The sequence below is a fragment of the Janthinobacterium sp. TPC_1 genome (assembly GCF_056037845.1).
Window position 1 is genome coordinate 1121914 of the sequence record NZ_CP195157.1, and the last position, 25083, is coordinate 1146996.

At 62.1% G+C, this 25083-nt stretch carries 21 protein-coding genes and 1 pseudogene; 13 read left to right on the forward strand and 9 right to left on the reverse strand.

The annotated features are described in order from the left end of the window. Nucleotides 1-99 precede the first annotated feature (99 nt). Nucleotides 100-1710, forward strand: a complete 1611-nt coding sequence (locus tag ACQVLG_RS05545) for an FMN-binding glutamate synthase family protein (RefSeq protein ID WP_474293303.1) — start codon at nt 100-102, stop codon at nt 1708-1710. A gap of 181 nt (nt 1711-1891) precedes the next feature. Further along, nucleotides 1892-3433 carry a beta-N-acetylhexosaminidase gene (gene nagZ / locus ACQVLG_RS05550; protein WP_474293305.1) on the forward strand — a complete coding sequence of 514 codons (1542 nt, stop codon included), beginning with the start codon at nt 1892-1894 and terminating at the stop codon, nt 3431-3433. Nucleotides 3434-3480: 47 nt separating this feature from the next. Here the strand turns inward: nagZ and ACQVLG_RS05555 are convergent, their stop codons facing one another. The 4 genes from ACQVLG_RS05555 to ACQVLG_RS05570 form a co-directional block, all read right to left on the reverse strand. Further along, entirely contained in the window at nt 3481-3651 is a 171-nt protein-coding gene (locus tag ACQVLG_RS05555) for a hypothetical protein (RefSeq protein ID WP_474293307.1), read from the reverse strand. 64 nt (nt 3652-3715) lie between these two features. Beyond that, the gene (locus tag ACQVLG_RS05560; RefSeq protein WP_230539199.1) at nt 3716-3997 is read right to left on the reverse strand and encodes a hypothetical protein; all 282 of its coding nucleotides are present in this window, start codon (nt 3995-3997) and stop codon (nt 3716-3718) included. Nucleotides 3998-4006: 9 nt separating this feature from the next. Next, nucleotides 4007-5908 carry a ferrous iron transporter B gene (gene feoB / locus ACQVLG_RS05565; protein WP_230539200.1) on the reverse strand — a complete coding sequence of 634 codons (1902 nt, stop codon included), beginning with the start codon at nt 5906-5908 and terminating at the stop codon, nt 4007-4009. 2 nt (nt 5909-5910) lie between these two features. Next, entirely contained in the window at nt 5911-6195 is a 285-nt protein-coding gene (locus ACQVLG_RS05570; protein WP_230539201.1) for a FeoA family protein, read from the reverse strand. 412 nt (nt 6196-6607) lie between these two features. On the opposite strand from ACQVLG_RS05570, the gene ACQVLG_RS05575 reads away from it, so the two are divergent. Both ACQVLG_RS05575 and ACQVLG_RS05580 read left to right on the forward strand, forming a co-directional pair. Then, nucleotides 6608-6823, forward strand: a complete 216-nt coding sequence (locus ACQVLG_RS05575; RefSeq protein ID WP_086144695.1) for a (2Fe-2S)-binding protein — start codon at nt 6608-6610, stop codon at nt 6821-6823. A 16-nt stretch (nt 6824-6839) separates the two neighbouring features. Then, on the forward strand, nt 6840-7541 hold the full coding sequence (locus ACQVLG_RS05580) for an energy transducer TonB (protein WP_230539202.1): 702 nt from the start codon (nt 6840-6842) through the stop codon (nt 7539-7541). Between the two features lie 236 nt (nt 7542-7777). Here ACQVLG_RS05580 and ACQVLG_RS05585 read toward each other — a convergent pair whose 3' ends face one another. Continuing rightward, on the reverse strand, nt 7778-8458 hold the full coding sequence (locus ACQVLG_RS05585; RefSeq protein ID WP_474293309.1) for a Fe2+-dependent dioxygenase: 681 nt from the start codon (nt 8456-8458) through the stop codon (nt 7778-7780). 420 nt (nt 8459-8878) lie between these two features. Between ACQVLG_RS05585 and bfr the strand changes: the two genes are divergently transcribed. Continuing rightward, on the forward strand, nt 8879-9355 hold the full coding sequence (bfr, locus tag ACQVLG_RS05590) for a bacterioferritin (protein ID WP_034745609.1): 477 nt from the start codon (nt 8879-8881) through the stop codon (nt 9353-9355). 57 nt (nt 9356-9412) lie between these two features. On the opposite strand, the gene ACQVLG_RS05595 is transcribed toward bfr, so the two are convergent. Beyond that, entirely contained in the window at nt 9413-10027 is a 615-nt protein-coding gene (locus ACQVLG_RS05595) for a glutathione S-transferase N-terminal domain-containing protein (RefSeq protein WP_152254807.1), read from the reverse strand. A 277-nt stretch (nt 10028-10304) separates the two neighbouring features. Here ACQVLG_RS05595 and purB point away from each other — a divergent pair. The 6 genes and pseudogenes from purB (at nt 10305) to ACQVLG_RS05625 (ending at nt 16504) form a co-directional block, all read left to right on the forward strand. Next, nucleotides 10305-11688: pseudogene (purB, locus tag ACQVLG_RS05600) on the forward strand (adenylosuccinate lyase). Between the two features lie 186 nt (nt 11689-11874). Beyond that, entirely contained in the window at nt 11875-12399 is a 525-nt protein-coding gene (locus ACQVLG_RS05605; RefSeq protein ID WP_474293311.1) for a cytochrome b, read from the forward strand. 39 nt (nt 12400-12438) lie between these two features. Continuing rightward, complete coding sequence (locus ACQVLG_RS05610) at nt 12439-12993, forward strand: YceI family protein (protein WP_230539203.1); 555 nt, start codon at nt 12439-12441, stop codon at nt 12991-12993. Nucleotides 12994-13026: 33 nt separating this feature from the next. Further along, on the forward strand, nt 13027-13602 hold the full coding sequence (locus ACQVLG_RS05615) for a YceI family protein (RefSeq protein ID WP_474293313.1): 576 nt from the start codon (nt 13027-13029) through the stop codon (nt 13600-13602). A 173-nt stretch (nt 13603-13775) separates the two neighbouring features. Beyond that, nucleotides 13776-14045: a GlsB/YeaQ/YmgE family stress response membrane protein gene (locus ACQVLG_RS05620; RefSeq protein WP_071075198.1), complete on the forward strand. Its 270-nt coding sequence runs from the start codon at nt 13776-13778 to the stop codon at nt 14043-14045. A gap of 305 nt (nt 14046-14350) precedes the next feature. Next, the gene (locus ACQVLG_RS05625) at nt 14351-16504 is read left to right on the forward strand and encodes a S46 family peptidase (protein ID WP_474293315.1); all 2154 of its coding nucleotides are present in this window, start codon (nt 14351-14353) and stop codon (nt 16502-16504) included. A 151-nt stretch (nt 16505-16655) separates the two neighbouring features. Here ACQVLG_RS05625 and ACQVLG_RS05630 read toward each other — a convergent pair whose 3' ends face one another. Further along, entirely contained in the window at nt 16656-17150 is a 495-nt protein-coding gene (locus ACQVLG_RS05630) for a hypothetical protein (protein WP_474293316.1), read from the reverse strand. Nucleotides 17151-17302: 152 nt separating this feature from the next. Between ACQVLG_RS05630 and ACQVLG_RS05635 the strand changes: the two genes are divergently transcribed. Both ACQVLG_RS05635 and ACQVLG_RS05640 read left to right on the forward strand, forming a co-directional pair. After that, a complete protein-coding gene (locus ACQVLG_RS05635) occupies nt 17303-18991 on the forward strand; it encodes a M14 family zinc carboxypeptidase (protein WP_474293318.1) in 1689 nt (562 codons plus the stop codon). A 90-nt stretch (nt 18992-19081) separates the two neighbouring features. Continuing rightward, entirely contained in the window at nt 19082-21232 is a 2151-nt protein-coding gene (locus ACQVLG_RS05640) for an FUSC family protein (protein ID WP_474293319.1), read from the forward strand. A gap of 11 nt (nt 21233-21243) precedes the next feature. Here the strand turns inward: ACQVLG_RS05640 and ACQVLG_RS05645 are convergent, their stop codons facing one another. Both ACQVLG_RS05645 and ACQVLG_RS05650 read right to left on the reverse strand, forming a co-directional pair. Beyond that, complete coding sequence (locus ACQVLG_RS05645; protein WP_474293321.1) at nt 21244-23199, reverse strand: S9 family peptidase; 1956 nt, start codon at nt 23197-23199, stop codon at nt 21244-21246. A gap of 67 nt (nt 23200-23266) precedes the next feature. Further along, entirely contained in the window at nt 23267-24739 is a 1473-nt protein-coding gene (locus tag ACQVLG_RS05650; RefSeq protein WP_230539210.1) for an amino acid permease, read from the reverse strand. Nucleotides 24740-25083: the final 344 nt, after the last annotated feature.

Below are 25083 nucleotides of genomic sequence, written 5' to 3' on the forward strand. Positions count from 1 at the left end.
TCACGCGGCGCCTCCGGGCGCCGCGTTCTTTCCCACCAGCACGTTCCGTGAATCGAAGGTAGACTCATCAGTTATCAGTCTGACTTCCCCGGAGTGCCCATGCACCTAGTACCATTTCGCTACCTGACCTTCATTGCGACGGCAGCCATCTTTGTCCTGTCCCTGTTTTACTACGATCACTACTGGCTGCCCGTGCTGGCCGGTGCCCTGACCCTGGTCGGCATCAGCGACCTGCTGCAAACGAAGCGCGCCCTGCGCCGCAACTATCCCATCCTCGCCCATTTCCGCTTCTTTTTTGAAAGCATCCGCCCCGAAATCCGCCAGTATTTCCTGGAAAGCGACAGCGAGGCGACGCCGTTTTCGCGCAGCCAGCGCAGCATCGTCTACCAGCGCGCCAAGGAGCAGACGGACAAGCGCCCGTTCGGCACCCAGCTCGACGTGTACCAGGCCGGCTACGAATGGATCAACCATTCCATCGCCCCCGCCAAGGTCACGGGACACGACTTCCGCATCGAGATCGGCAACCACCCGGACTGCCCGCGCGCAAAGCCGTATTCGGCCAGCGTCTTCAATATCTCGGCGATGAGCTTTGGCGCCCTGTCCGCCAACGCCATCCTGGCCCTGAACGGCGGCGCGCGCAGCGGCGGCTTCATGCACGATACGGGCGAAGGCAGCATCAGCCCCTACCACCGCGAAAACGGCGGCGACCTGGTATGGGAAATCGGCTCCGGCTACTTCGGCTGCCGCAACCAGGACGGCACGTTTTCGGAAGAGCGCTTCATCGCCAACGCCAGCTCGGAGCAAGTGAAAATGATCGAGCTGAAAATGTCGCAGGGTGCCAAGCCGGGCCACGGCGGCGTGCTGCCCGGCCCGAAAGTGACGATCGAGATCGCCACCACGCGCGGCGTGATGGTGGGCGAGGATTGCGTCTCGCCGGCGGCGCACAGCGCCTTTTCCACGCCACTGGAAATGCTGCGCTTTATCGACCGCCTGCGCACGCTCTCCGGCGGCAAGCCGACGGGCTTCAAGCTGGCCATCGGCCACCCGTGGGAATTCTTCGCCATCGTGAAAGCCATGCTGGAAACGGGCATCACGCCCGACTTCATCGTCGTCGACGGCAGCGAAGGCGGCACGGGCGCGGCGCCCCTGGAATTTACGGACCACGTGGGCACGCCGCTGCAGGAAGCGCTGGTGCTCGTGCATAACACCCTGGTGGGCGCCAACCTGCGAGACAGGATCAAGATCGGCTGCTCGGGCAAGATCATCACGGCCTTCGACATCGCCCGCCTGCTGGCGCTGGGCGCCGACTGGTGCAATTCGGCGCGCGGCTTCATGTTCGCGCTGGGCTGCATCCAGTCGCAAAGCTGCCACACGGACCGCTGCCCCACGGGCGTGGCCACGCAAGACCCGCAGCGCCAGCGCGCGCTGGTGGTATCCGACAAGATCGCCCGCGTGGCGCACTTCCACCAGAACACCATGAAGGCGCTAGCCGAACTGATCGCCGCCGCCGGCCTGGCGCACCCGCAGGAGCTGCGCCCGCACCACCTGGTGCGGCGCATCTCGCCGAACCAGGTCAAACTGGCCTCGGCCCTGCTGCCCTTCCTGGAAGCGGGCCAGCTGCTCGACCCGAGCCAGCTGCCGCAGCTGCCGCCCGTGTTCGGCCTGTACTGGCCCAAGGCGCAATCGGCCTCGTTCCAGCGCCTCGATTGATGCGGTGTTTGCGCAAGTGGAGCAATACCACTTAATAACCACTTGCGCAAAAACCCAAATCCAATACAATACCAAAACAAGTACAAAACCAAGGCAGCTTTTCCGGTGACCGCCTCGACGCGCCACCACGGTGCCAGAATACGTATGCCGTCGTCACAATCAATACCGGAGGAGTTGCAGCATGGAGCAGGGTTTGCGCGAGAAAATAGGACAGTTGTTCATGGTGGGCTTCGACGCCCTGCAGGCGGACGAGCATATCAAGACCTTGATACGCAACAAGAAGGTGGGCGGCGTGATCCTGTTCCGCCGCAACGTGCATACGCCCGCGCAAGTGTCGGCCCTGTGCCGCGAACTGCAGGAGATCAACGCGGAAGTGTCCGACATCCCGCTCTTGATCTCGATCGACCAGGAAGGCGGCATGGTGATGCGCATCGAGCAGGGCGTCACGCCGATTCCCGCGGCGATGGCCTTCCAGGCGGCCGGCTCCATCGACGACTGCGAACGCATGAACCAGATCAGCGGCGATGAAATGCGCCAGATCGGCATCAATATGCTGCTCGCGCCCGTGCTGGACGTGAACAACAACCGCAACAACCCCGTCATCGGCGTGCGCGCGTATGGCGAGGATGCCGCCACCGTCATCGACTACGGCATGGCGGCCATGCGCGGCCAGCGCGCCAGCGGCGTGGCCGTCACCGCCAAGCACTTCCCCGGCCACGGCGACACGGCCATCGACACGCATTACGCCATGGCCCTGGTGCCGCACGACAAGGAACGCCTGCGCGCCGTGGAACTGGCGCCCTTCCGCGCGGCGATTGCCGGCGGCGTGGACGCCATCATGACGGCGCACGTGGTCTTTCCCGCCTTCGAGGCCGACACCAGCGTGCCGGCGACGCTATCGAAAGGCGTGCTGACGGACCTGCTGCGCGGTGAAATGCAATACAAGGGCGTCGTCATCACGGATTGCCTGGAAATGGCGGCCATCGCCGACGGCATCGGCATCGCCCAGGGTGCCATCGCCACCTTGCAGGCGGGCGCCGACATCGTCCTCATCTCGCACCGCGAAGCGCAGCAGACGGCGGCCATCGACGCCGTCCTCGCCGCCGTGGAGCGCGGCGACATCGCGCTCTCCCGCATCGACGCGGCGCTTGCCCGCGTGGCGGAACTCAAGCGCAACCGCGCCGTGCGCGACTGGCGCGAACGTCCCGTCGCCCCGCCGGCGCTGATGCAGCCGGCCGCCATGGCCCTGTCGCAGCTGCTGCAAAAGGCCGCCTTGCGCGTGCAGGGCGACTACCGCCCGCTCGACGCCAGCCTGCCCGTGACCCTGCTGACGGTGGAAGTGCGCTCGCGCAGCGAAATCGACGAAGTGGCGCTGGGCCGCAACAAGGAAGCGCGCAGCTCGATGCTGCCGGCGCTGCTCGAAGCGGGCCTGGACGTGCGCGAATACGCCCTGTCGGCCGAAGCGCTGGACGAGGAAGTGGCTGCCGCCATTGATTTTGCGCAAGGCGCGCAACAGATCGTGCTGCAAACGTATAACGCCATGTTCGTCGACGGCCAGCGCCGCCTGGTCGAGGCCCTGCCGCACGATAAACTGTGGCTGGTGGCGGGCCGTTTGCCCTACGACCTGGATCTGGCGCCCAAGGCGAAAGGCCGCCTGGCCGCCTTCGGCTGCCGCCCGGCCGCGCTGGTGCCGGTCGTCGACAAGCTGGCCGGCAAGGCGTAGGCGCAGTACCGGCGAAAAAAAACCCGCAGCAGCGGGTTTTTTTTCGTTCAGGGCCGCTGAACTGCTGGCACGGGCGGCAGGGCCGCCACCGCCAGCAAGGCAAACGGCCCGAAAAACAGGCCGATGCCGAACCAGAGTCCCCCGTGGCGGCCGCGCCGGCTGGCCAGCAGCCAGGTGGCGACGGCAAACAGAAACATGAAGATCAACAGTATCGCCATTGCCACTCCTTGCCATGCGGAAAGCCCAGTGTAGCCCACGGGTGCGCCCGTGACCAGACGTACATCAATCCTGGCGCTGTACCTGCATCAGGATCACGCGCTTGCTGCTGCCGTCGGCCGGCGGCGTGGCGGACGGCGGCGGCGGGCTGTCGCAGGAACCGCAGGAACCGCAGCCGCTGCCGCAACCGGGCGCCACCTTGAACAGCACCGACATCTTCGCCTCGTCGAGGCCGCAGCGCACCAGGCCGCGCACGATGGCGCGGCGCACGCCCGCCGGCAGGTACTTGGTCGAAAAATGCAGCAGCGCGGCAGCGACGATCAGGGCGACGATAAGGGTTTGCCACATGGTTTTCTCCTAAGCGCCCAGCATCAGGGCGAGACGGTACGTGATGAACGAGGCGGCATACGCCAGCGCGAACATATAGCCGGCCATCAGCAGCGGATAGCGCCAGCCGCCCGTCTCGCGTTTCACCACGGAGAGGGTCGACAGGCACTGCGGCGCGAACACGTACCAGGCCAGCAGCGACAACGCAGTGGCCAGCGACCACGAATGGGCGATCAGCGGTTCCAGCGTGGACGCCAGCGCGTCGCCCGTTTGCGACAGCGCATACACGGTGCCCAGGGCGCCGACGGCCACTTCACGCGCCGCCATGCCCGGCACCAGCGCGATGCAGATCTGCCAGTTGAAACCGATGGGCGCGAAGATCACTTCCAGGCCGCGGCCCAGGATGCCGGCCAGGCTGTAGTAGATGGGCGGGTGAATCGCGTTGTCCGGCGCGCCGGGGAAGGTGCTGAGGAACCACAGGATGATCATCAGGCTCAGGATGATGGTGCCGACGCGCGTCAGGAAGATCTTCGCGCGCTCCCACAGGCTGACGGCCAGGTTGCGCAAATGCGGCCAGTGGTAGGCCGGCAATTCCAGCAGCAGCGGCTGGTTGCCGCGCACACCCATGCTGCGCTTCATGACCCAGGCCACGGCCATGGCCGAGATGATGCCGGCGAAGTACAGTACGAACAGCACCAGGCCTTGCAGGCTCAGGTAGCCCCATACCTGGCGCTCGGGAATGAAGGCGGCGATGATCAGCGCGTACACGGGCAGGCGCGCCGAACACGTCATCAGCGGCGCAATCATGATGGTGACGAGGCGGTCGCGCGGGTTCTGGATGGTGCGCGCCGCCATCACGCCGGGAATGGCGCAGGCAAAGCTCGACAGCAGCGGGATGAAGGCGCGGCCGGACAGGCCCACGCCGCCCATCAGGCGGTCCAGCAAAAAGGCCGCGCGCGGCAGGTAGCCGCAGTCTTCCAGGCTCAGGATGAAGAAGAACAAAATCAGGATTTGCGGCAGGAACACCAGCACGCTGCCGACGCCGCCGATGATGCCTTCCACCAGCAGGCTTTTCAGGTGGCCGTCGGGCATGTTCGCCGTCAGCAGGGCGCCCAGGTGGCCCACGCCATCGGTGATCATTTCCATCGGCGTGGCGGCCCAGGCAAACACGGCCTGGAAGATCAGGAACATCAGCACGGCCAGGATGATGGGGCCGAAGACGGGGTGCAGCACCACGTCATCGATCTTTTCCGTCAGGTTGCCGCTGTCGCCCGTGTCGTTGCTGACGGCAGCGAGGATGCGGCGCACTTCGCGCTGCGTTTCTTCGACGCTGACGGCATCGATGGCCGCCAGCGGTTTCGCTTCCACGGCCGGCAGCGGCAGCATGGCGTCGATGGCGTTCAGCAAGGCTTTTTCGCCGTCGTGCTGCACCGCCACGGTTTCCACCACGGGCATGCCCAGTTCCTGCGACAGCTTGCCCGTGTCGATCAGCATGCCGCGCTTGCGCGCCACGTCCGTCATGTTCAGCGCCAGCAGCATGGGCAGGCCCAGGCGCTGGACTTCCAGCACCAGGCGCAGATTCAGGCGCAAATTGGTGGCGTCGACGACGCAGATGATGGCGTCCGGACGCGGGTCGCCGCGGCGCAGGCCGCCCACCACGTCGCGCGTGATGGCTTCATCGGGCGTGGTGGCCGACAGGCTGTAGGCGCCCGGCAGGTCGAGCACGCGCACGGGTTTGCCGGCGGGCGAAGTGAAATGGCCTTCCTTGCGCTCGATGGTCACGCCGGCGTAGTTCGCCACTTTCTGGCGCGCGCCCGTCAACCGGTTAAACAGGGCGGTCTTGCCGCAGTTCGGATTGCCCAGCAAGGCAATTTGTGGCTGATGCGGCGGCTTGTGCACACCCGCATCGACAATAGTTTCGACAGCACCCATGGTTATTCCGGTTGAAGCAGCGGTTGAATCGTGATCAGCGCCGCTTCGAAGCGGCGCAGTGCGAACGTGGCATTGCCGACCTTGATGGCCAGCGGATCGCCGCCGGGCATGCCGCGCTTGAGCATGCGGATATGTTCACCAGGAACGAAGCCCAGCTCCATCAGGCGGCGGGCCAGGTCGACGCCGTCCTCCGTCTGTCCGGCCGCGTGGGGCGTGATATGCAACACCGTGCCGCTCTGGCCGACTGCCAGCGCATCGAGCGTCATCAGGGGTGGAACTAGAGTCATGAGCAAATTCCGTTCAAATTAAGAACACCTGATACAGGCTACGGCGCGCGGCGCCTTGCACTGGTCCCAGGTTTGTGAGGTAAAACGCAACTGTTGCGCATTACCGACAAGCGGCCTTTCAATGTGTCCAGACGGCGGCCGTCCGAGACAATACCAGCATTATAAACATGAATGCGAATAGTTTTTATTTAGCCCGGAGAGCCGCCCCCATCAAGGGCTGCGTCATGCGGGAACACGGCCGGTCAAGCTGCGGCGCCAGGCCGCCAACTGCCACACACTTGATCAAAATCGCTTGCATTGTCCCCCGCTTTGCGCGACAATGAAACGTAATGATAATGATTCTCATTAAAACACTAGCAACAATGCTTTCCAGCACTAGTGTCTGTTCATCCTCCAGCCAGAAGGTGTATCAATGATTGTATGTGTCTGCAACAACATATCTGATCGTGAAATCCGTCAAGCCGTCGATCTTGGCCTGTCCAGCATGGCCGAACTGCGCCGCGACCTGGGCGTGGCCACCTGCTGCGGCAAATGCCACACCTGCGCGCGGGAAGTGCTGAACGATCACCTGAACGCCACGGCAGTGCTGCAAGAAACCGTATTGATGCGAGCTGTACTGACAAACTAAAGAAAGCGATAACGCCATGACGATGATGCCCCCGCCCGTAACGGTGCAGGCCGTGCCGCAATTTGCCGACTTCGACAAGAAGCGCAACAAATTCGCGCCGCTGATGGCCATCGTCGTCCTGCACATCGCCGGCTTTTACGCCATCCAGAGCGGCCTGCTGAGCCGCGTGGTCACGGCGGCCATGCCGACCATCACCACCATCAGCATCATCGCCCCGCCCGCGCCACCGAAACCGCCGGCGCCGTCCGTACCGAAAACCGTGGAATTGAGCGCCCCCGTGCCGCGCGCCGTCATCCCGCCGCTGCCGCTGATCGCCGTGGCGCCGAGCGAACCGACGATCACGCCGCCGCAGCCGACGCGCGCCGAAGCGGCCCCCGTGGCCACCGCCGCGCCGACGGCGCCAGCGGCACCGTCGCCGACGCCACCGGCCCCGTCCGCGCCGCGCACCGTCAGCAGCGTCGAATACATCAAGGCGCCGCAGCTGATCTACCCGAACCTGTCGCGCCGCCTGGGCGAAAGCGGCACCGTGGTGCTGCGCATCCTGATCAATGAAAAGGGCTTGCCGGAGCAAATCCTGATCCACAAATCCACCGGCTACGGCAACCTCGACGAAGCGGGCCGCCAGGCCGCGCAGCGCGCGCTGTTCAAGCCGATGATCGAAAACGGCAAGCCCGTCCCGGTCTACGTGCTCGTCCCCCTGACCTTCCAACTGAGCTAGCCTTCCGGCGGCCACGGCGCCGCTGCCAGCCCGCAAGCACCGCACACCGTGCCCTGCTTGCTTTTTTGCGCCCTGTTTTCTGTACCAGTCAAGCAACTGCTTGTTTCAGTCTGCCAGCCTACATCCCCGGGCCAGGCAGACTTTTTTTTGCCCGCGCTTTTGCGCGACTGCACCGCGAAGCGCACAGGGCAAGGCGCGACGGCGAGCCTAAGCAACGCCGCCATGCGCGTTTCGCGTTACATCTCCGCCCACATCCGCAGCAGATTGTGATAATGCCCCGTCAAGCCCACGGTGGCCGACGAATCGCCGTGCTCGCCGCGCACGCTCTGGATGTTTTGATCGAGCTCAAACAGCATGCTGCGCTTCCAGTCCTCGCGCACCATGCTTTGCGTCCACAGGAAGGAGCAGATGCGCTCGCCGCTGGTGACGGGCAGAACTTGATGCACGCTGCTCGACGGATACACGATCACGTCGCCAGCCGGCAGTTTCACTTCATGCGTGCCATACGCGTCGACCACCACCAGTTCGCCGCCCTCGTATTCGTCCGGCTCGCTCAAGAAGACGGTCGAGGAGACGTCGGCGCGCATCGACTGCATGCCGTTCTTCGGCGTGCGGATGGCGCCGTCAATGTGCAGGCCATAGTGCTCGCCGCCCGCATAGCTGTTGAAGAAGGGCGGCAGGATGCGCAGCGGCAGCACGGCGGCAAAGAACAGCGGGTTGGCCATCAGCGCGCGGCTGACGATTTCGCCCAGCTCCAGCGCCAGCGGCGAACCTTCGGCCAGCTGGCGGTTGCGCTTGACTTGCGCCCCTTGCGCGCCGACGCTGGCGCGCCCGTCGACCCAGTCCGTCTGCGCCAGGCGCTGGCGAAACTGCGTCACCTGTTCCGGCGTCAGCACGCCGGGTATATGCAGCATCATCTTGCTATCCTTTGTAGTGAATTTCCCGGTGATTATCGCATCGCCATCAGCGGCAAAGAATACGTAAAAGCAAGAATGGCGCAAACATTTTGCGCCGTTTCCACGCGACACCCCAAGTCCGCTGAACCTGCATGAAAGACCGCATGAACGCGAATGAGAATGGCCTTCATTTTCCTTAACAAATAAAAAACGGAAAAATAGGGCAATCCAGTTGAGAATGGGTTTTATTCGCACGATATTTACGTTAAAAAGACGGAAAAATGCCGTTTAGCACCGGAAACCGCCCCTATTTTGCGCTATCATGCGGGCATAGCGAAACCGGCCACCTGCGCGCCACCAGGCAGCCCTGCGCCACCCGGCAGTGAACGCCAGCAGCCTGCGGTTTCATCATCGAACGCGACACAGAACAAAGGAATTCCCATGAAGGGCGATAAAGAAGTCATCCGCATGCTCAACGCACAGCTCACCAACGAACTGTCGGCCATCAACCAGTACTTCCTGCATGCGCGCATGTACAAGCACTGGGGCCTGGAAAAGCTGGGCAAGAAGGAATACGAAGAATCGATCGGCGAAATGAAACACGCCGACAAGCTGATCGACCGCATCCTGATGCTCGACGGCCTGCCGAACCTGCAAGCGCTGCACAAGCTGCTGATCGGCGAAAACACGCCGGAAATGCTGGAATGCGACTTGAAGCTGGAACGCGCCGCGCACGCCACCGTCAAGGAAGGCATCGCCATCAGCGAAAAAGCGGGCGACTACGTCTCGCGCGACCTGTTCCTGATGATCCTGGAAGACACGGAAGAGCATATCGACTGGCTGGAAACGCAGATCGACCTGATCGCCAAGGTCGGCATCCAGAACTACCTGCAAAGCCAGATGGCGATTGAGGAGTAATTTCCTTCGTCAGGCGCAAAAAAACCGGCAACAGCCGGTTTTTTTTCGTCCGGGCCTTTATTGCGGCACGGTGTCCTTGAACGATTGCCGCTCGGACAGCTTGTCGAACAGGCGCGCCAGCGCCGGGTGATCGGCGCGCCAGTCGATTTCCGGGAAGCGGAAGCTGAGCCAGCCCAGGGTGCAGCCCACGGCCACGTCGGCCAGCGTGTAATTCTTGCCGGCGCAATACGCGCTCTCGCCCAGGCGCGCTTCCAGCGCCGCCAGGCCAAGCGTGATTTTGTCGAGCTGGCGCGCGATCCAGGCCGCGCTTTGCTGCTCGGGCGGACGCTGCGTGCGCTCCAGGCGCACCAGCACGCCCGCATCGAGGATGCCGTCGGCCAGCGCTTCCCAGTTCTTGATATCGGCCCGCTCGCGGCCATTGCCGCCGGCTGGCAGCAGCTTGCACACGGGCGTGAGCGTGTCGAGGTATTCGACGATGACTTTCGAGTCGATCAAGGTGCTGCCATCCTCCATCACCAGGCAAGGCACCTTGCCCAGCGGATTGGCCTGGGCGATGCGGGTTTCCGGCACCCACACGTTTTCCAGCTCGAAGACATAGTCGAGCTTTTTTTCCGCCAGCACGATACGGGCTTTGCGGACATACGGGCTGGCGAGGGAACCGATCAGTTTCATAGGTACTTTAAGGTAAGGGAGCAGCAAGCAGTATAGCATCGGCGGCAGCGCTGTTTGGCAGCACGCGCCCGGCGGCCCCTCGTGTGTGGCAGGCACGCCGCATCGGGGCCGGATTCGGCCAAATTGCGCTGCGCCGGCGGCCAACGGACGGCTGGCCAGCGGCCAGCGGTGGTAAAATCGCCCTTTACTGTGGCGCCGTCAGTGTTGCTGTATTGCAATAGCCCTGCCCTCCCCGCGCGCCACACGCCAACCGTTTCTTTAACTTGCGTCCGCTCTCATGACTTCTACTACTCCGTATTCCACGCTGTCGGCCCTGTCTCCGCTCGATGGCCGCTACGCCAGCAAGACCGATCTGCTGCGCCCGATCCTGTCCGAAGCCGGTTTCATGCACCACCGCGTGAAAGTGGAAATCTCCTGGCTGCAAGCGCTGTCGCAAGCCGGTTTCGCCGAAATCAAGCCGTTCTCGGCAGAAGCGACCGCCCTGCTCGACAAGATGGCAGCGGACTTCTCGGAAGCCGACGCGGCCCGCATCAAGGCCATCGAAGCGGTCACCAACCATGACGTCAAGGCCGTCGAGTACTGGCTGAAGGAACAAGTGGCGGACGTGCCGGAACTGGTGGCGGCGTCGGAATTCATCCATTTCGCCTGCACCTCGGAAGATATCAACAACACACACTTCGCACGGCATGATGCTGAAAGCGGCCCGCGACGGCGTGATGCTGCCGGCATTGAACGGCCTGGTGGCCAAGCTGACGCAGATCGCGCACGACAATGCGGACGTGCCGATGCTGTCGCGCACGCACGGCCAGACGGCCAGCCCGACCACCCTGGGCAAGGAATTCGCCAACGTCGTGGCCCGTTTGCAGCGCGCCGTGAAGCGTATCGAACAAGTGGAAATCCTCGGCAAGATGAATGGCGCCGTCGGCAATTACAACGCCCACCTGTCGGCCTACCCCGGCTTCGACTGGCCCGCATTCTCCAAGGACGTCATCGAACAGCGCCTGGGCCTGGTCTTCAACCCGTACACCATCCAGATCGAACCGCACGACTACATGGCCGAGCTGTTCGACGCCTTCGCGCGCGCCAACACGATCTTGCTGGACCTGAACCGCGACATCTGGACGTATGTCTCGCTGGGCTACTTCAAGCAAAAACTGAAAGCGGGCGAAATCGGCTCGTCGACCATGCCGCACAAGGTCAACCCGATCGACTTCGAAAACTCGGAAGGCAACCTGGGCCTGGCCAATGCCGTACTGAAACATCTGTCGGAAAAACTGCCCGTCTCGCGCATGCAGCGCGACTTGACGGATTCGACCGTGCTGCGCAACATCGGCGTGGGCCTCGGCTACACCCTGCTGGCCTATGACAGCTGCCTGCGCGGCCTGAACAAGCTGGAAGTGAACCATGCGCGCCTGGCGCAAGACCTGGATGCGACCTGGGAAGTGCTGGCCGAGCCCGTACAAACGGTGATGCGCCGCTATGGCATCGAAAACCCGTACGAGCAGCTGAAAGAATTGACGCGCGGCAAGGGCATCTCGAAAGAGGCGCTGCAAACCTTCGTCAACGGCCTGGCCATCCCGCAGGATGCCAAAGACGTGCTGTTGACCATGACGCCGGGCAACTACATCGGTATCGCGGCGCAGCTGGCCAAAGCCATCTAAGCCACAATCTGTACCTGGATCAAGCAGATCCACTCCCGCGGGGCGGCCAGCACACAAATGCTGGCCGCCCCGCAGTTTTTCCGGCACTCTTTCTTGTAGAATCTGCAGCACGCAGCGCAATTTGCTTTTCTTTGGTATATTAGGCCGAATTAGTCCTAATGCGTACTACATTCAAGAAAGCCGCCGATGCAACGCTACACCACCACCGCCATCATCCTGCACTGGCTGACCGCCCTGCTGATCATCAGCGCCTTTGTCATGGGCCTGGTCATGACGGACATTCCCGGCCTGACGCCCACCAAGCTCAAATATTTCTCCTGGCACAAATGGCTGGGCGTGACCGTGCTGGCCATCGCCGCCATCCGCCTGCTGTGGCGCAAGGCCAACGTGCCGCCGCCGCACCCGGCCAGCATGGTTGCCTGGCAAAACAAGGCGGCCGACGCCATGCATGTGCTGCTGTACATCCTGATCTTCGCCGTGCCCATCTCCGGCTACCTGTACACCCTGGCCGCCGGCGTGCCCGTGGTGTACCTTGGATTATTCCAGTTGCCCGTGATCATGGCGCCGAACCCGGAACTTAAGCCGCTCTTAAAAGAAATTCATTATGTTCTGAACATGACGATGGCCGCCGCCGTGGCCGCCCATGTGCTGGCGGCGCTGAAACACCAGTTCATCGACCGTGACGGCGTGCTGAAACGCATGCTGCCATAACGTCCTCCCCTTGCTCACTGAAACACAGGAAAAAACAAGATGAAAACCACCCAACGCATCGTCCTCGCTTCCCTGCTGGGCCTGTCCGTGGCCGCCACCGCCGCCACCCTGCTGAAAGTCGATCCCGCCAAGACCAGCGTGTCGGCCGTGTTCAAGCAAATGAACGTGCCCGTGGAAGCGAAATTCAAGAAATTCAATATCGCCATCGATTACAACCCGGCCACGCCGGACGCCTCGAAGGCGTCGGTGGAAATCGAAACGGCCAGCATCGATATCGGCGATCCGGAATACAACAAGGAAGTGGCCAAGAAAGAATGGTTCAACTCGGCCCAGTTTCCGAAAGCCACCTTTGTCTCGAGCAGCATCAAGGCCGCCGGCGCGGGCAAGCTGACGGTCAGCGGCAAGCTGAGCATCAAAGGCAAGACCACGGACGTGACCTTCCCCCTGACGGTGAAGGCCGATGGCGGAAAATACGCGTTTGACGGCGCCCTGCCGATCAAGCGCCTGACCTACAACATCGGCGAAGGCGAGTGGAAAGACACGAGCATGGTTGCCGACGAGGTCACGATTAAGTTTCATGTTTCTGCTCAGTAATCGCCACACCCCTTGTTCAACCTTAGGATATTCATGACATTCAAGCATTTGATGATCGCCGTGCTGGCAGCCGCCGGCGCGGGTTCGGCCATGGCCGCTACCGACACCTACAACCTCGACCCGACGCACACCTTCCCCAGCTTCGAAGCCGATCACATGGGCATGTCCGTGTGGCGCGGCAAGTTCAACAAGACCAAGGGTACCGTCACCCTGGACCGTGCCGCCAAGACGGGCAGCCTGGACCTGGTGATCGATGCCGATTCGATCGATTTCGGTCTGGACGCCATGAACACGCACGCGAAAAAAGCGGACATGTTCAACGTCGAGAAATTCCCGGCAATCACCTACAAGAGCAAGTCGTTCAAGTTCAACGGCGATCAATTGGTGGAAGTCGATGGCGAACTGACCCTGCTGGGCGTGACCAAGCCCGTCAAATTGAACGTGAGCAAGTTCAAGTGCATCATGCACCCGCGCTACAAGCGTGAAGTGTGCGGCGCCGATGCCACGGCGGAATTCAAGCGCAGCGACTTTGGCCTGAACTACGGCATGCCGGCGTTCTCGCCGGAAGTCAAGCTGGCCATCCAGGTGGAAGCGATCAAGGCCGACTAAACACGACCTTGCCGCATGACAAGCCCGCCTCGCTGCCCGCAGCCAGGCGGGCTTTTGCATGCGCCATGCGAATCCGCTGGACTTTTCTATCGTGCGGCATCAGTATCAATTTGCCATGACGTGCAAGCCGCACCGCTCTGGCACAACCACTCACCCAACGTGCGGAGGACTACATGAATTTCATAATCTGGATCGTTATTGGCGGCGTCATCGGCTGGCTGGCCAGCATGGTCATGAAAACCGATGCGCAACAGGGCATCTTCCTCAATATCGTCGTCGGCATCGTCGGCGCCTTCCTGGGCGGCTGGCTGCTGGCGCCGCTGTTCGGCACGGGCACCATCAATAGCGACAATTTCAGCCTGTCTTCGCTGCTCGTTTCGTTCCTGGGCGCCGTGATCCTGCTCGGCATCGTCAATCTTTTGCGCCGCGGCAAAATACGCTAGACCAGCAACACACGGTCCATCACGAGGAGGCCGGGCCGCGCAAGCGTCCGGCCTTTTTTTATTGCCGCCAGGACATGTATGGACAATACCACAGCCGCAGCACGGAAAAATGCGTCCTGGCAGCCAGTTTCTGCCCCTGCAGCGCCGAGAATAGTGCCATTTAAGCAATCGACTACAAACATGCTCCCCGGAAAATGTGATTGACTAGTGCCGGTTCGATACGGATACTCTATGTCGCCCGCTGCACAATCAGCGGGTACTCCGCTGATTCCGACTTCCCTACAATGTAAAAGAACAGAACTCGAATGAAAAAATCTCTAATCGCGCTCGCCATCCTGAGCAACTTCGCACACGCCGATGAAGGCATGTGGATGCCCCAACAGCTGCCACAAGTAGCCAAGGAACTGAAAGCCGCCGGACTGAAACTCGATCCGGCTACCCTGACCAAGCTGACCGAGTTCCCCATGGGCGCCATCGTCAGCCTGGGCGGTTGCTCGGCCTCGTTCGTTTCGCCGCAAGGCCTGGTTGCCACCAACCACCATTGCGTCTACAACAGCGTGGCGGTCAATTCGACCAAAGAGCGCGATTTGCTGGCCAACGGTTTCCTGGCCAAGACGTTCGCTGAAGAACTGCCGGCCGCCCCAGGCAGCCGCATCTTCGTCACCTCGGCCGTGACCAATGTCAGCGACAAGATCATCAGCGCCGACGTGGCCAAGCTGCAAGGCAAGGCGCGCATCGATGCGATCGAGAAAAACCAGAAGAAACTGGTCGCCGAATGCGAAAAAGAAGCGGGCTTCCGCTGCACCGTGTCGAGCTACTACGGCGGCCTGGAGTTCTACCTGATCAAGCAACTGGAAATCCGCGACGTGCGCCTGGTGCACGCGCCTCCGGCCGGCGTGGGCAAATTCGGCGGCGACACGGACAACTGGATGTGGCCGCGCCACACGGGCGACTACGGTTTCTACCGCGCCTATGTCAGCAAAGACGGCAAAGCTGCCGACTTCAGCAAGGACAACGTGCCTTACCAGCCAAAACACGTGCTGAAACTGGCCAAGGATGGCTTGAAAGAAGGCGATTTCGTCATGGCGCTGGGCTATCCTGGCCGCACCAACCGTCACCGCCTGCCATCGGAAGTGGCGTTTACGTTTGACTGGAACTATCCGGCCTTCGTAAAAGCGTCGGGCGAAACCCTGGCCATCATCGCGCGCGAAACCAAGGACAACAAAGATGTGGCCCTGAAATACGCAGGTCAAGTTGCCGGCGTGAACAATTACTACAAGAACCGCCAAGGCATGCTCGATTCCTACGCCGGCAGCGACTTCCTGGCGCGCAAGACGACGGAACACGAAGCCCTGAAAACCTGGGTCAACGCCAATCCTGCCCGCAAGGCGGAATTTGCCGGCGACATCGAGCAAGTGGAAAAGCTGATCGCCGAGCGCGATGCCGACACCAAGCGCGATTTCTTCCTCAGCTACGCACAGCCGCGCCTGCTGAACACGGCACGCAGCCTGTACCGCCTGTCCAACGAAGGCACCAAGGCCGATACGGAACGCAAGTCCGGCTACCAGACGCGCGATTTGCCGCGCCTGACCTCGAGCGTCACGTCGGTCGAGCGCACCTACGATGAAAAAGTCGACAAGGCGCTGGTACTGAACAGCCTGACCAAGTACGCCGCGCAACCGGCAGCACAGCGCCGCGCCAGCTTCGACGCCGCCATCGGCATCAAGGATGGCATGTCGCCAGCCGAGCTGTCCGCCGCCCTGGACAAACTGTATGCGGGCAGCAAGCTGGCCGACAAGGAAGAACGCGCAGCCTGGCTGAAACGCACGCCTGCCGAATTCCAGGCCAGCAAGGACAGCTTCATCCAGGCAGCCGTCGCCATGTATCCGGATTCGCTGAAAAACGAAGCGGAAGACGAAGAACTGGCAGGCAAGATCCAGCAAGCCTACGCCAACTACATGAAAGCCAAGATCGCCTTCATGAAGAGCAAGGGCCAAGCCGTCTATCCTGACGCCAACAGCACCCTGCGCGTAACGTTCGGCAAAGTTGCCGGCCGTGACCATGGCGCCGACGGCACCACCTGGACCGCCTTCACCACCGTCAATGGCGTCGTTGCCAAAGCCACGGGCGAAGGCGAGTTCAATGCACCAGCGAAACAACTGGCCGCGATCAAAGCCAAGGACTTCGGCAAATTTGTCGATCCGAAGCTGAAAACCGTGCCGGTCGACTACCTGGCGACCCTGGACATCACCGGCGGCAACTCCGGTTCGGCAGCCCTGAATTCGAAAGGCGAATTCATCGGCCTGGCCTTCGACGGCACCTTGGACTCGATCATTTCCGACTGGGACTACAACAAGGCCAACACCCGTTCGATCCAGGTCGACCTGCGCTACATGCTGTGGAACATGAAACACATCGACCACGCAGATAACCTGCTGAAAGAAATGGGCGCTGAATAACAAAAAGCAATAACCCGGCAACGGGCGCTTTAGCCTGAGCCACTCCTGCGGGAGTGGCTTTTTTTTGCCTAGCGTTTTACCTTGGCAAAGCGGTAAGGCACGGCTTGCTCCTCGCCAAACACTGGCGCGCGGCCACTTCCCAGCGGCAACATCACCCTCCGGCCATCCTGCAGCAGCAAGGCCAGGTCGGCGCCGGGAAGCGCTGCGCCAGTAACGGATAGGCTTGCCGTTCGATAGGGGCGGCGGGAATCACGATGCGGTAATCGGCCTCGCCAAAATCCAGCAGCAGCGCGGGCATCTCATCCGGCCCCGGCAGCGCCGTGATGCGCAGGCGCGTGCTGCCCTTGATCAACTCGAAGGCCGCCCATACTGGCAAGGCACGCTGCAGCGTGCCGACCCGCAACTGCGGCGCCTGGCCCGCCTCCGCCGACGTCAGCAAGACGTCAGGCATCTGCTCGGACGCCGCTCCATCAACGGCCAGCAGCCAGCCCCGGTAGCGTATCAGCGCCCCCTGTGCGGCGGCCGTCACGGAGCCGCCCTGCGCCACGGGCTCCTTGCCCGCCGGCAAGCGCAACGGCGCCGCCTGTGCCGCCAGGCCTATCCCCCACACCAGCGCCGCCATCGCTGCCATCGCCGTCTTGCCCATGCCGCCTCCATCCTTGCGCCTGAAACGTATTCATAACACAAGGCCGGTGATCGCCTCCTGTTGCGCATCAAGGCAAGAGCGCCGGTGCTACAATTGGCCCCTAGCGGGCGTACTTACCCAGCGCGCCTTCCCCCTCCCAGACTCAGACCGCTATGCCACCAGACTTGCGCACGACCTACGAACTCGGTAACCACAACCAGACCACGACCTGGCTGGAATGCATCACCTTCTATCAAGATCTCGCCGCACGCTATCCGCAGGTGCTGCACTTCGAACAGATCGGCCTGTCCGATTCGGGCGTGCCCATCCACGCTGGCGTCGTCAGCGCGGACGGCGTGTTTGACCGCGAGCAAATCAAGCGCGCGGGCCGCACCGTGTTCTTCAACAATAACGGCATCCACCCGGGCGAACCGGAAGGCATCGACGCCTGCATGGCCATCGTGCGCGACCTCTGCACGCAGCCGGAGCGCCTGGAGGCGCTGGGCAGCACCGTGCTGCTGTTCATTCCGATCTACAACGTCGATGGCAGCCTGAACCGCGCAAATACCTCGCGCGTGAACCAGGATGGCCCGGAGCAATTCGGTTTCCGCGGCAACAGCCGCCACCTGGACTTGAACCGCGATTTCATCAAGTGCGACAGCCTGAACGCGCAAGTGTTCAACCGCCTGCTGGCCAGCTGGGATCCGGACGTGATGGTCGACACGCACACGTCGAACGGCGCCGACTACCCGTACACGATGACCCTGATTCACACGCAGACGGATAAGCTGGGCAATGGCCTCGGTCCCTTCCTGCAAGACACCATGCTGCCGCACATCTTTGCGCACATGGAACAGGCCGGCTGGCCCACGTGCCCGTACGTGAATCCCGTCAAGGACAGCCCGGACCACGGCATCGCCGAGTTCCTCGAAGTGCCCCGTTTCTCGACCGGTTTTGCGGCCTTGCATCACGTCATCGGTTTCATGCCGGAAACGCACATGCTCAAGCCCTTTGCCGACCGCTACGCGTCCATGCGCGCCCTGCTCGACATCACCATGGCGTTCACGGTCAAACACGGCGAACAGATCAAGCAACTGCGCGCGCAAGCCAAGGCAGCGGGACGCACGCAAGCCGAGTGGCCGATCCACTGGAGCATGAACGAGGAACAACCGTCGACCTTCCCCTTCAAGGGCTACGCGGCCAAATACACGGCTAGCGTGCTGGGCGACTACCAGCGCCTGTCCTACGACCGCTCGCAGCCGTGGGAACGCGACATCGTTTACTACAACCGCTTCGATGCGGACGTCACCGTGGCCGCGCCGAAAGCCTATGTCGTGCCGCAAGCCTGGCGCGAAGTGATCGAGCGCCTGCGCTGGAACGGCGTCGAAATGAGCCGCATCACCGCCGAACAGACGCTAACGGCGCGCTACTACCACATTACCAACGTCGGCACGCGGGCCACGGCCTACGAAGGCCACATGTTCCACGATACGGTGGAAGTGGAAGCGCGCACGGGCCAGTTCACCGTGCAGGCGGGCGACTATGTGATCAGCCTGGACCAGGATAACGCGCGCTACGCCGTGGAAACCCTGGAACCGCAGGCGCACGACAGCTTCTTCCGCTGGGGCTTCTTCAACAGCGTGCTGGAGAAGAAAGAAGCGTTTTCCAATTACGTCTTCGAAGACATGGCATCCGAACTGCTGCGCGACGAGCCGGCGCTGGCGGCCAAATTTGCCGATTGGAAAGCAGCCAACCCGGCCCTGCTGAGCAACCAGGAAGCCGTGCTCGACTTCATTTTTGAGCACTGCCAGCGCTTTGCCGAGCCCGAGTGGCGGAGATATCCTGTCATTGCCCTGATGTAAATCAAGGCTGTAGCGACTGCAACATCCTGGCGCCGCATCGGAGACCCCGGTGCGGCGCCTCTTTCTGTGCCCTACCCACAAGGTAATCCCATGCACTACGCACTGAACCTGCGCACCTTTATTTACAGCCATTATTTTTACCTGGGCTTGCGCGTGGCCATCGGCCTGGTCGGCCTCGCCTTGCTGGTCCAGGAAATCAGCGACAGCGCCACCGCCATGACGGTATGCATCGGCGCCCTGTGCACGACCCTGATGGACATGCCCAGCCCCCTGCGCCACAAGTTCAACGAAATGCTGGCTTCGGTGCTGCTGTGCAGCGCCGTCACCTTGTTGATCAGCCTGTGCGGGCCCGTGCAATGGCTGTTGATGACGGTGCTGGTCCTCGTCAGTTTTCTTGCCAGCATGATGGTGGTGTACGGCAAGAAATCCATGCCTTTGCAGCTGGCCGCCCTGTTCATCATGACCATGTCGATGGAACACCAGATGACGTGGCAGCAATCGTTCCACCATGCAGGCCTGTTCATGCTGGGGGGCTTGATCTATCTGGCCTACGCCATGGCCATCGCCTGGGTCTTGCGCCACCGCATCAAACAGCAAGTGCTGGCAGAAGCCCTGTTCGAACTGGCCGCCTACATCGACATCAAGGCCGATTTCTACGACACGCGTTTCAATTTGACGGAGCAGTTCAACAAGCTGGTGCGCCATCAAAGCATCCTGGCCGACCGCCAGCAAGCGTCGCGTGATTTGATCTTGCGCAGCCACAAGAACAGCAAGGATGCTATCGTGGTGCAGGTGCATGTGTGCATGCTCGATTTATATGAACTGATCCTGTCCACGCACACGGATTACGCGCTGCTGCGCCAGCACCTGGCCGACTCGGACGTGCTCAAATCCTTGCACGACCTGGCCTACAAGGCGGCGCGCGACATCGAGTCCGTGGCGTATGCCGTCACGCGCAAGCGCGCCTCGTATGCGCAGATCAGCTATGACAAGGAATGGGCCGCCATCGAAGCGGAGATCGCCTGCCTGCACGCACAAGGAAACAATGCGCAGGAAGCGCTGGCGACCCTGCGCGCGCAGCGCAACAAGATCCGCGCCATTCTGAAAATGATCGCCGAGCTGCACCTGGCCACGCAAAAAGTCTATGCCGACGTGCCATTCTGGAGCGGCGCCGACATGGCGCCGTTTTTATCGCAGCAGAAATACGAACTGAAGACCCTGCTGGCGAATCTGCGCCTGGATTCGCCCGTGTTCCGCTTCGCCCTGCGCGTGTCGATGGCCATCTCGGTCGGGTTGCTGATCGGCCACTGGCTGCCGTATGCGGCCCACAGCTACTGGATCGTCTTGACCATCGTCATCATCCTGCGCCCCACGTTCAGCATGACGCGCCAGCGCCGCGCCGACCGCATCATTGGCACCATCATCGGCTGCGTGGTCACGGCCATCGTGATCCGCTTCGTGCACAGCAATATCGTGCTGATGGGCATTTTATTTCTCTCCATCGTGGCCACGCCCACCTTTATTTACTTGCGCTACCGCTACACGGCCATCGCCGTCAGCCTGATGATTCTGTTGCAAATGCACCTGGTGGCGCCCAGCAACCCGAACCTCGTCAGCGAGCGTTTGATCGACACCCTGATCGGCGCGGCGGTGGCGACCGTGTTCAGCTTCGTGCTGGCCAATTGGGAATACCAGAGCCTGCCGCGCCTCGTGCGCCAGGTGCTCAACGTCAACCTGTCGTATATGCAAGCCAGCTTCGAGTTACTGCAGGGAAAATGTTTCGACGATTTCGCCTACCGCATCGAGCGCAAGCGCCTGATGGACAGCCTGGCCGCGCTAAGCTCGGCGCTGGTGCGCATGCTCGACGAACCGGCCAGCAAGCAGCGGGCCGTGGAAGACATCAACCTGTTCATCGTGCAAAATTACTTGCTGGTGGCCCACGTGGCGGCGCTGCGCTCGATCCTCGGGCGCCATGCCAGCCAGTTGCCCGTCGCGCCCGTCAACGCCCTGCTCGGCCACAGCCACACGCAAGTGTGCCTGACCCTGTCGCGCGCGCTGGAGCAGCTCGACGACAAGGCCGCCATCAGCGCCCCGCTGGCGGCCTCTGCCGCACCGCCCGTCAGCGACGTGGCCTGGTCGGGCTGGCCGCTGGTGCAGCGCCGCATCCGATTGTTGCAGGCGGATGCGGACAAGATCGTGGTGCATAGCGCGGCGATCGTGCATATTGTGGCCCCGCGCTAAGCCTGCGCAACTTACTTCAAATATTGTTCGAACCAGCCAATGGTGCGTTTCTGCAAGTCGCGCTGGTGCTCGGGCTTGCGGAAGGAATGGCCTTCGCCGTCGTAGATGAACAGGCTGGACGGCACGCCCATGGCGCGCAAGCCGTGCCAGAATTCCAGCGACTGGGCGGCCGGCGTTTCCACGTCGCGCTCGCCCACATAAATCAGGGTCGGCGTCTTCGCTGCCTTGATCGATTCGATGGGCGAGGCACGGCGGTAGACGTCCGGCGTGTCATACGCGGAGGCGCCAAAGAACGGGATCATCCACTGGTTGATGCCGTTCTGGCCATAATAACTGATCCAGTTCGACACGCCAGCGCCGGCCACGGCCGCCTTGAAGCGGTCGCTGTGCGTGACGCCCCACATGGTCATGAAGCCGCCATACGAATGGCCGATCAAGCCCAGGCGCTGGCCATCGATGGGCGCCACTTTTTGCGCGGCATCAATACCGGCCAGGATGTCGCGCCAGTCGCCGCCGCCGAAGTCGGCCATATTGGCGCGCGTAAATGCCTGGCCCTGGCCAAAGCTGCCGCGCGGATTGGGCAGGAAGACAAAATAGCCTTTTTGCGTCAATTCCTCGATCACGGTACGCGCTTCCACATAACGGGGCGAGGCGGCTGCACCGGGCCCGCCATGCACGTTGACGATCATCGGATACTGCTTGCCTGCTTCCGTCTTCAACGGCCCCAGCAGCCAGCCTTGCACCTTGTATTGTTCGTTGTTCCAGCCCACGTTCTGCACCGTCACCTGCGGCGCAAAGCCGTCATTGTCGCGCGTGATCTTTTTCAGCTGGCCCACCGGTCCCGCCACCAGGTAGGAAGCGTGCGTAAAGTCTTCCTGTGCGGCAGCGGCGTGACGGCCGTCGGCGCTGAACGACAAACGGCCATCGCTGCCGCTGCTGCTCAGTTCTCCAAGCATCACCGGCCGGGCCGGACCCGTTTGCGCATCGACGGGCACCAGCGCCAGCTGCGAGTCGATCAGGGCCGTTGCCAGCAAGCCGGCGCCGCGCCAGACGACGCCATTGAAGGTGCCGCGGTAATCGGGCGTGAGATTGCGCGGCGTGCCGCCGGCCAGCGGGACGGTATAAATATCGCCGCCGATGGAGCCGAAATCGCTCATCAGGCCGCCGATGAAGGCTACCGTCTTGCCGTCCGGCGAGACCGACGGCAAGTTCAGCTGCATGGCCGGCGACGCGATCACGCGCAGGGCGCCCGTGTCGCCGTCAATATGGCTGAGCTTGGCAACCCACCAGTTGCTGTCGCCATTGCCTTGCGCGCTGGTGGCGACAAAACCGTGCCCATCGGGCGTCCAATTATATTCATACACATAGGTGTCGGCGGGTGACAGCAAGCGCAGCTCGCCGCCGCTGACCGGCACGACGGCGATGCGCTGGGCATCGTCTTCGCTGCCCACTTCGCCCACACCTGCGCGCGCACCCGCTTCGACGGCACCCGCCAGCTTGCGCGCGCCCACCGTGGCCAGCAGCGCCAGCTGCTTGCCGTCAGGCGACCAGCGTGCCGTGCTGGCCACGCCTTTGATACTGGTCAACACGCGCGCCTGCGCCTGTGTCATTGTGGCCAGGTACAGATGCGCCGTGCCCGCCTTGGCGTCGTAGCCGACAAAGGCCAGTTGCCGGCCATCGGGCGACCAGCTGGGCTTGTCGTAGGAACACACGGCGCACGGGTCGAATTGCTGCACGATGGTGCCGTTGGCGGCGTCGCGCACGACGATGGCCGCATGCGGACGCTGCGGCTGTGGCTGTTCCGCCCTGCTCGACTCGATGGCGGCGATGCGCTGCCCATTGGCCGACAGGGCAACGGCGCGGTAATCGCGCAATGCCGGCTCGGCTGCAGGAGCGGCCTGCGCCGCGATGCCCAGAAGACTGCTTGCCAGCAAGCCGCAAGCGGCCAGATCAGTTATTTTCATCATGTAAATTCCGGTTAGAAATAAAAAAAACCGCCGGCAAGCGCGGCGGTTTTGGATGGAACAGGCTGCATTAGCGGGTCTTCTTGCCCAGGTGCGAATGCCGCATGCTGTACAGGAAATAAATGGCCACCGTGACCGCCATCCACACGCTGAACACGACAAACGTCGTATGCGGCAAATCGCGCATGATGTACAGGCAAGCCAGTACGCTCAGGCCAGGAATCACGTACGGCCCGAACGGCACGCTGAAGCCTTCGATGCGGTTGGCGCCCTGCTTGTGGCGCAGCACGGGCACGGCGATCGAGACCACCATGAAGGCCGTCAGGGTGCCGATGCTGACCATATCCCACAAATAGGTCGCATCGACGGAACCGGCCACCACGGCCACCACCAGGCAGACGATGATGGTATTGCTGACCGGCACCAGGGTGCGCGGGTGGATCTTCTGGAACGATTTCGGGATCAGGCCGTCGCGGCTGACGGCAAACAGGATGCGCGTCTGGCCGTAGATCGTCACCAGGGTCACGCTGAAGACGGAAATGACGGCGCCGGCCGACAGCACCAATGCGGGCCAGGTCTTGCCCGTGACGTTTTGCAGGATCACCGCCAGGCCCGCTTCCTGGCCTTCGAACAGCTTCGCCTGTTGCGCGCCGAGGGCGGCCACGGCCACCAGCAGGTAAAACACGGTGACGATGAGCAAGGCGCCAAGGATGCCCCGCGGCACATTGCGCGTGGGATTTTTCACTTCATCGCCTGCCGTCGCCACCGTATCGAGGCCGATGAAGGAGAAGAAGACTGTGCCGGCCGCCGCCGTGACGCCCGTCATGCCGGCAAAGCCCTTGCTATTGTCGGTATTGAAGAAGGGGAAGAAATTGTCTGCGTTAAAACCGGAAAACGCGATGACGATGAAAAACACGAGGATCGCCAGCTTGATGATGACCATGATGGCGTTCATCAGCGCCGATTCCTTGGCGCCGCGCAGCAGCAGGAAGCCGCACATGCAGATCAAAAAGATGGGCGGCAGGTTGATGTGGCCGGCATGAAACTCCATGCCATGCGGGCCGGAAACGATCATCGGCGTGCGCAGCATCTCGGGGATATGCCAGCCGAAGGCATTTTCCAGGAAATTATTCAGGTAGGACGACCAGCCGATGGCCACGGCACTGCCCGCCAACCCATATTCGAGCAGCAGACAGGCAGCCATGATGAAGGCAAGAAACTCGCCCACGGTGGCGTAGGCAAATGAATACGAGGAGCCGGAGGCGGGGATGCGGAACGACAATTCCGCATAACACAAGGCCGTCAGGCCGGCCGTGATGGCGGCGATCAGGAAAGACAGGACGACCGAGGGGCCCGCCTTGGGGACGGCTTCGACCATGGTAAAGAAAATGCCCGTGCCGATGGTGGCGCCGACGCCGATCATGGTGAGGGAAAACAGGCCGATGGACCGGCTCAAGCCGCTGCTGCTGAGGCCTTCACCATATTCGACCGTGGTATCGATCGGCTTGGTGCGGCAAAGTTTCTGGACCAGGGTTTGGCTCACTAGCATTCCTTTATGAGGCATGCACTTGAACACCTGCCAAAACCTACTGCGCGTCGCGATTCGCGGCCTGCGATGCTCACTGACTCGGCGTCCCCGTGCATTCGCACAGCCGCGCTTCTCAGCCACAACGCACATTCGCTCGCTACGGTTTTGTTAAGTGTCCTTGATACATGACGGGTAAAAACAAATAAAAACGGCGCTCCGGCCCTACCTGGCAAAAAACCGGAAAGATCGCGTCCATTTTCAAAACTAAGCGATTATAGGGCTTTCACCGGCTCAGCTAAACAGAACTTTGATGCAAGGAAACAACGCCAGGCGTGCGCCAGCAAAGCCGCAACAGTGCT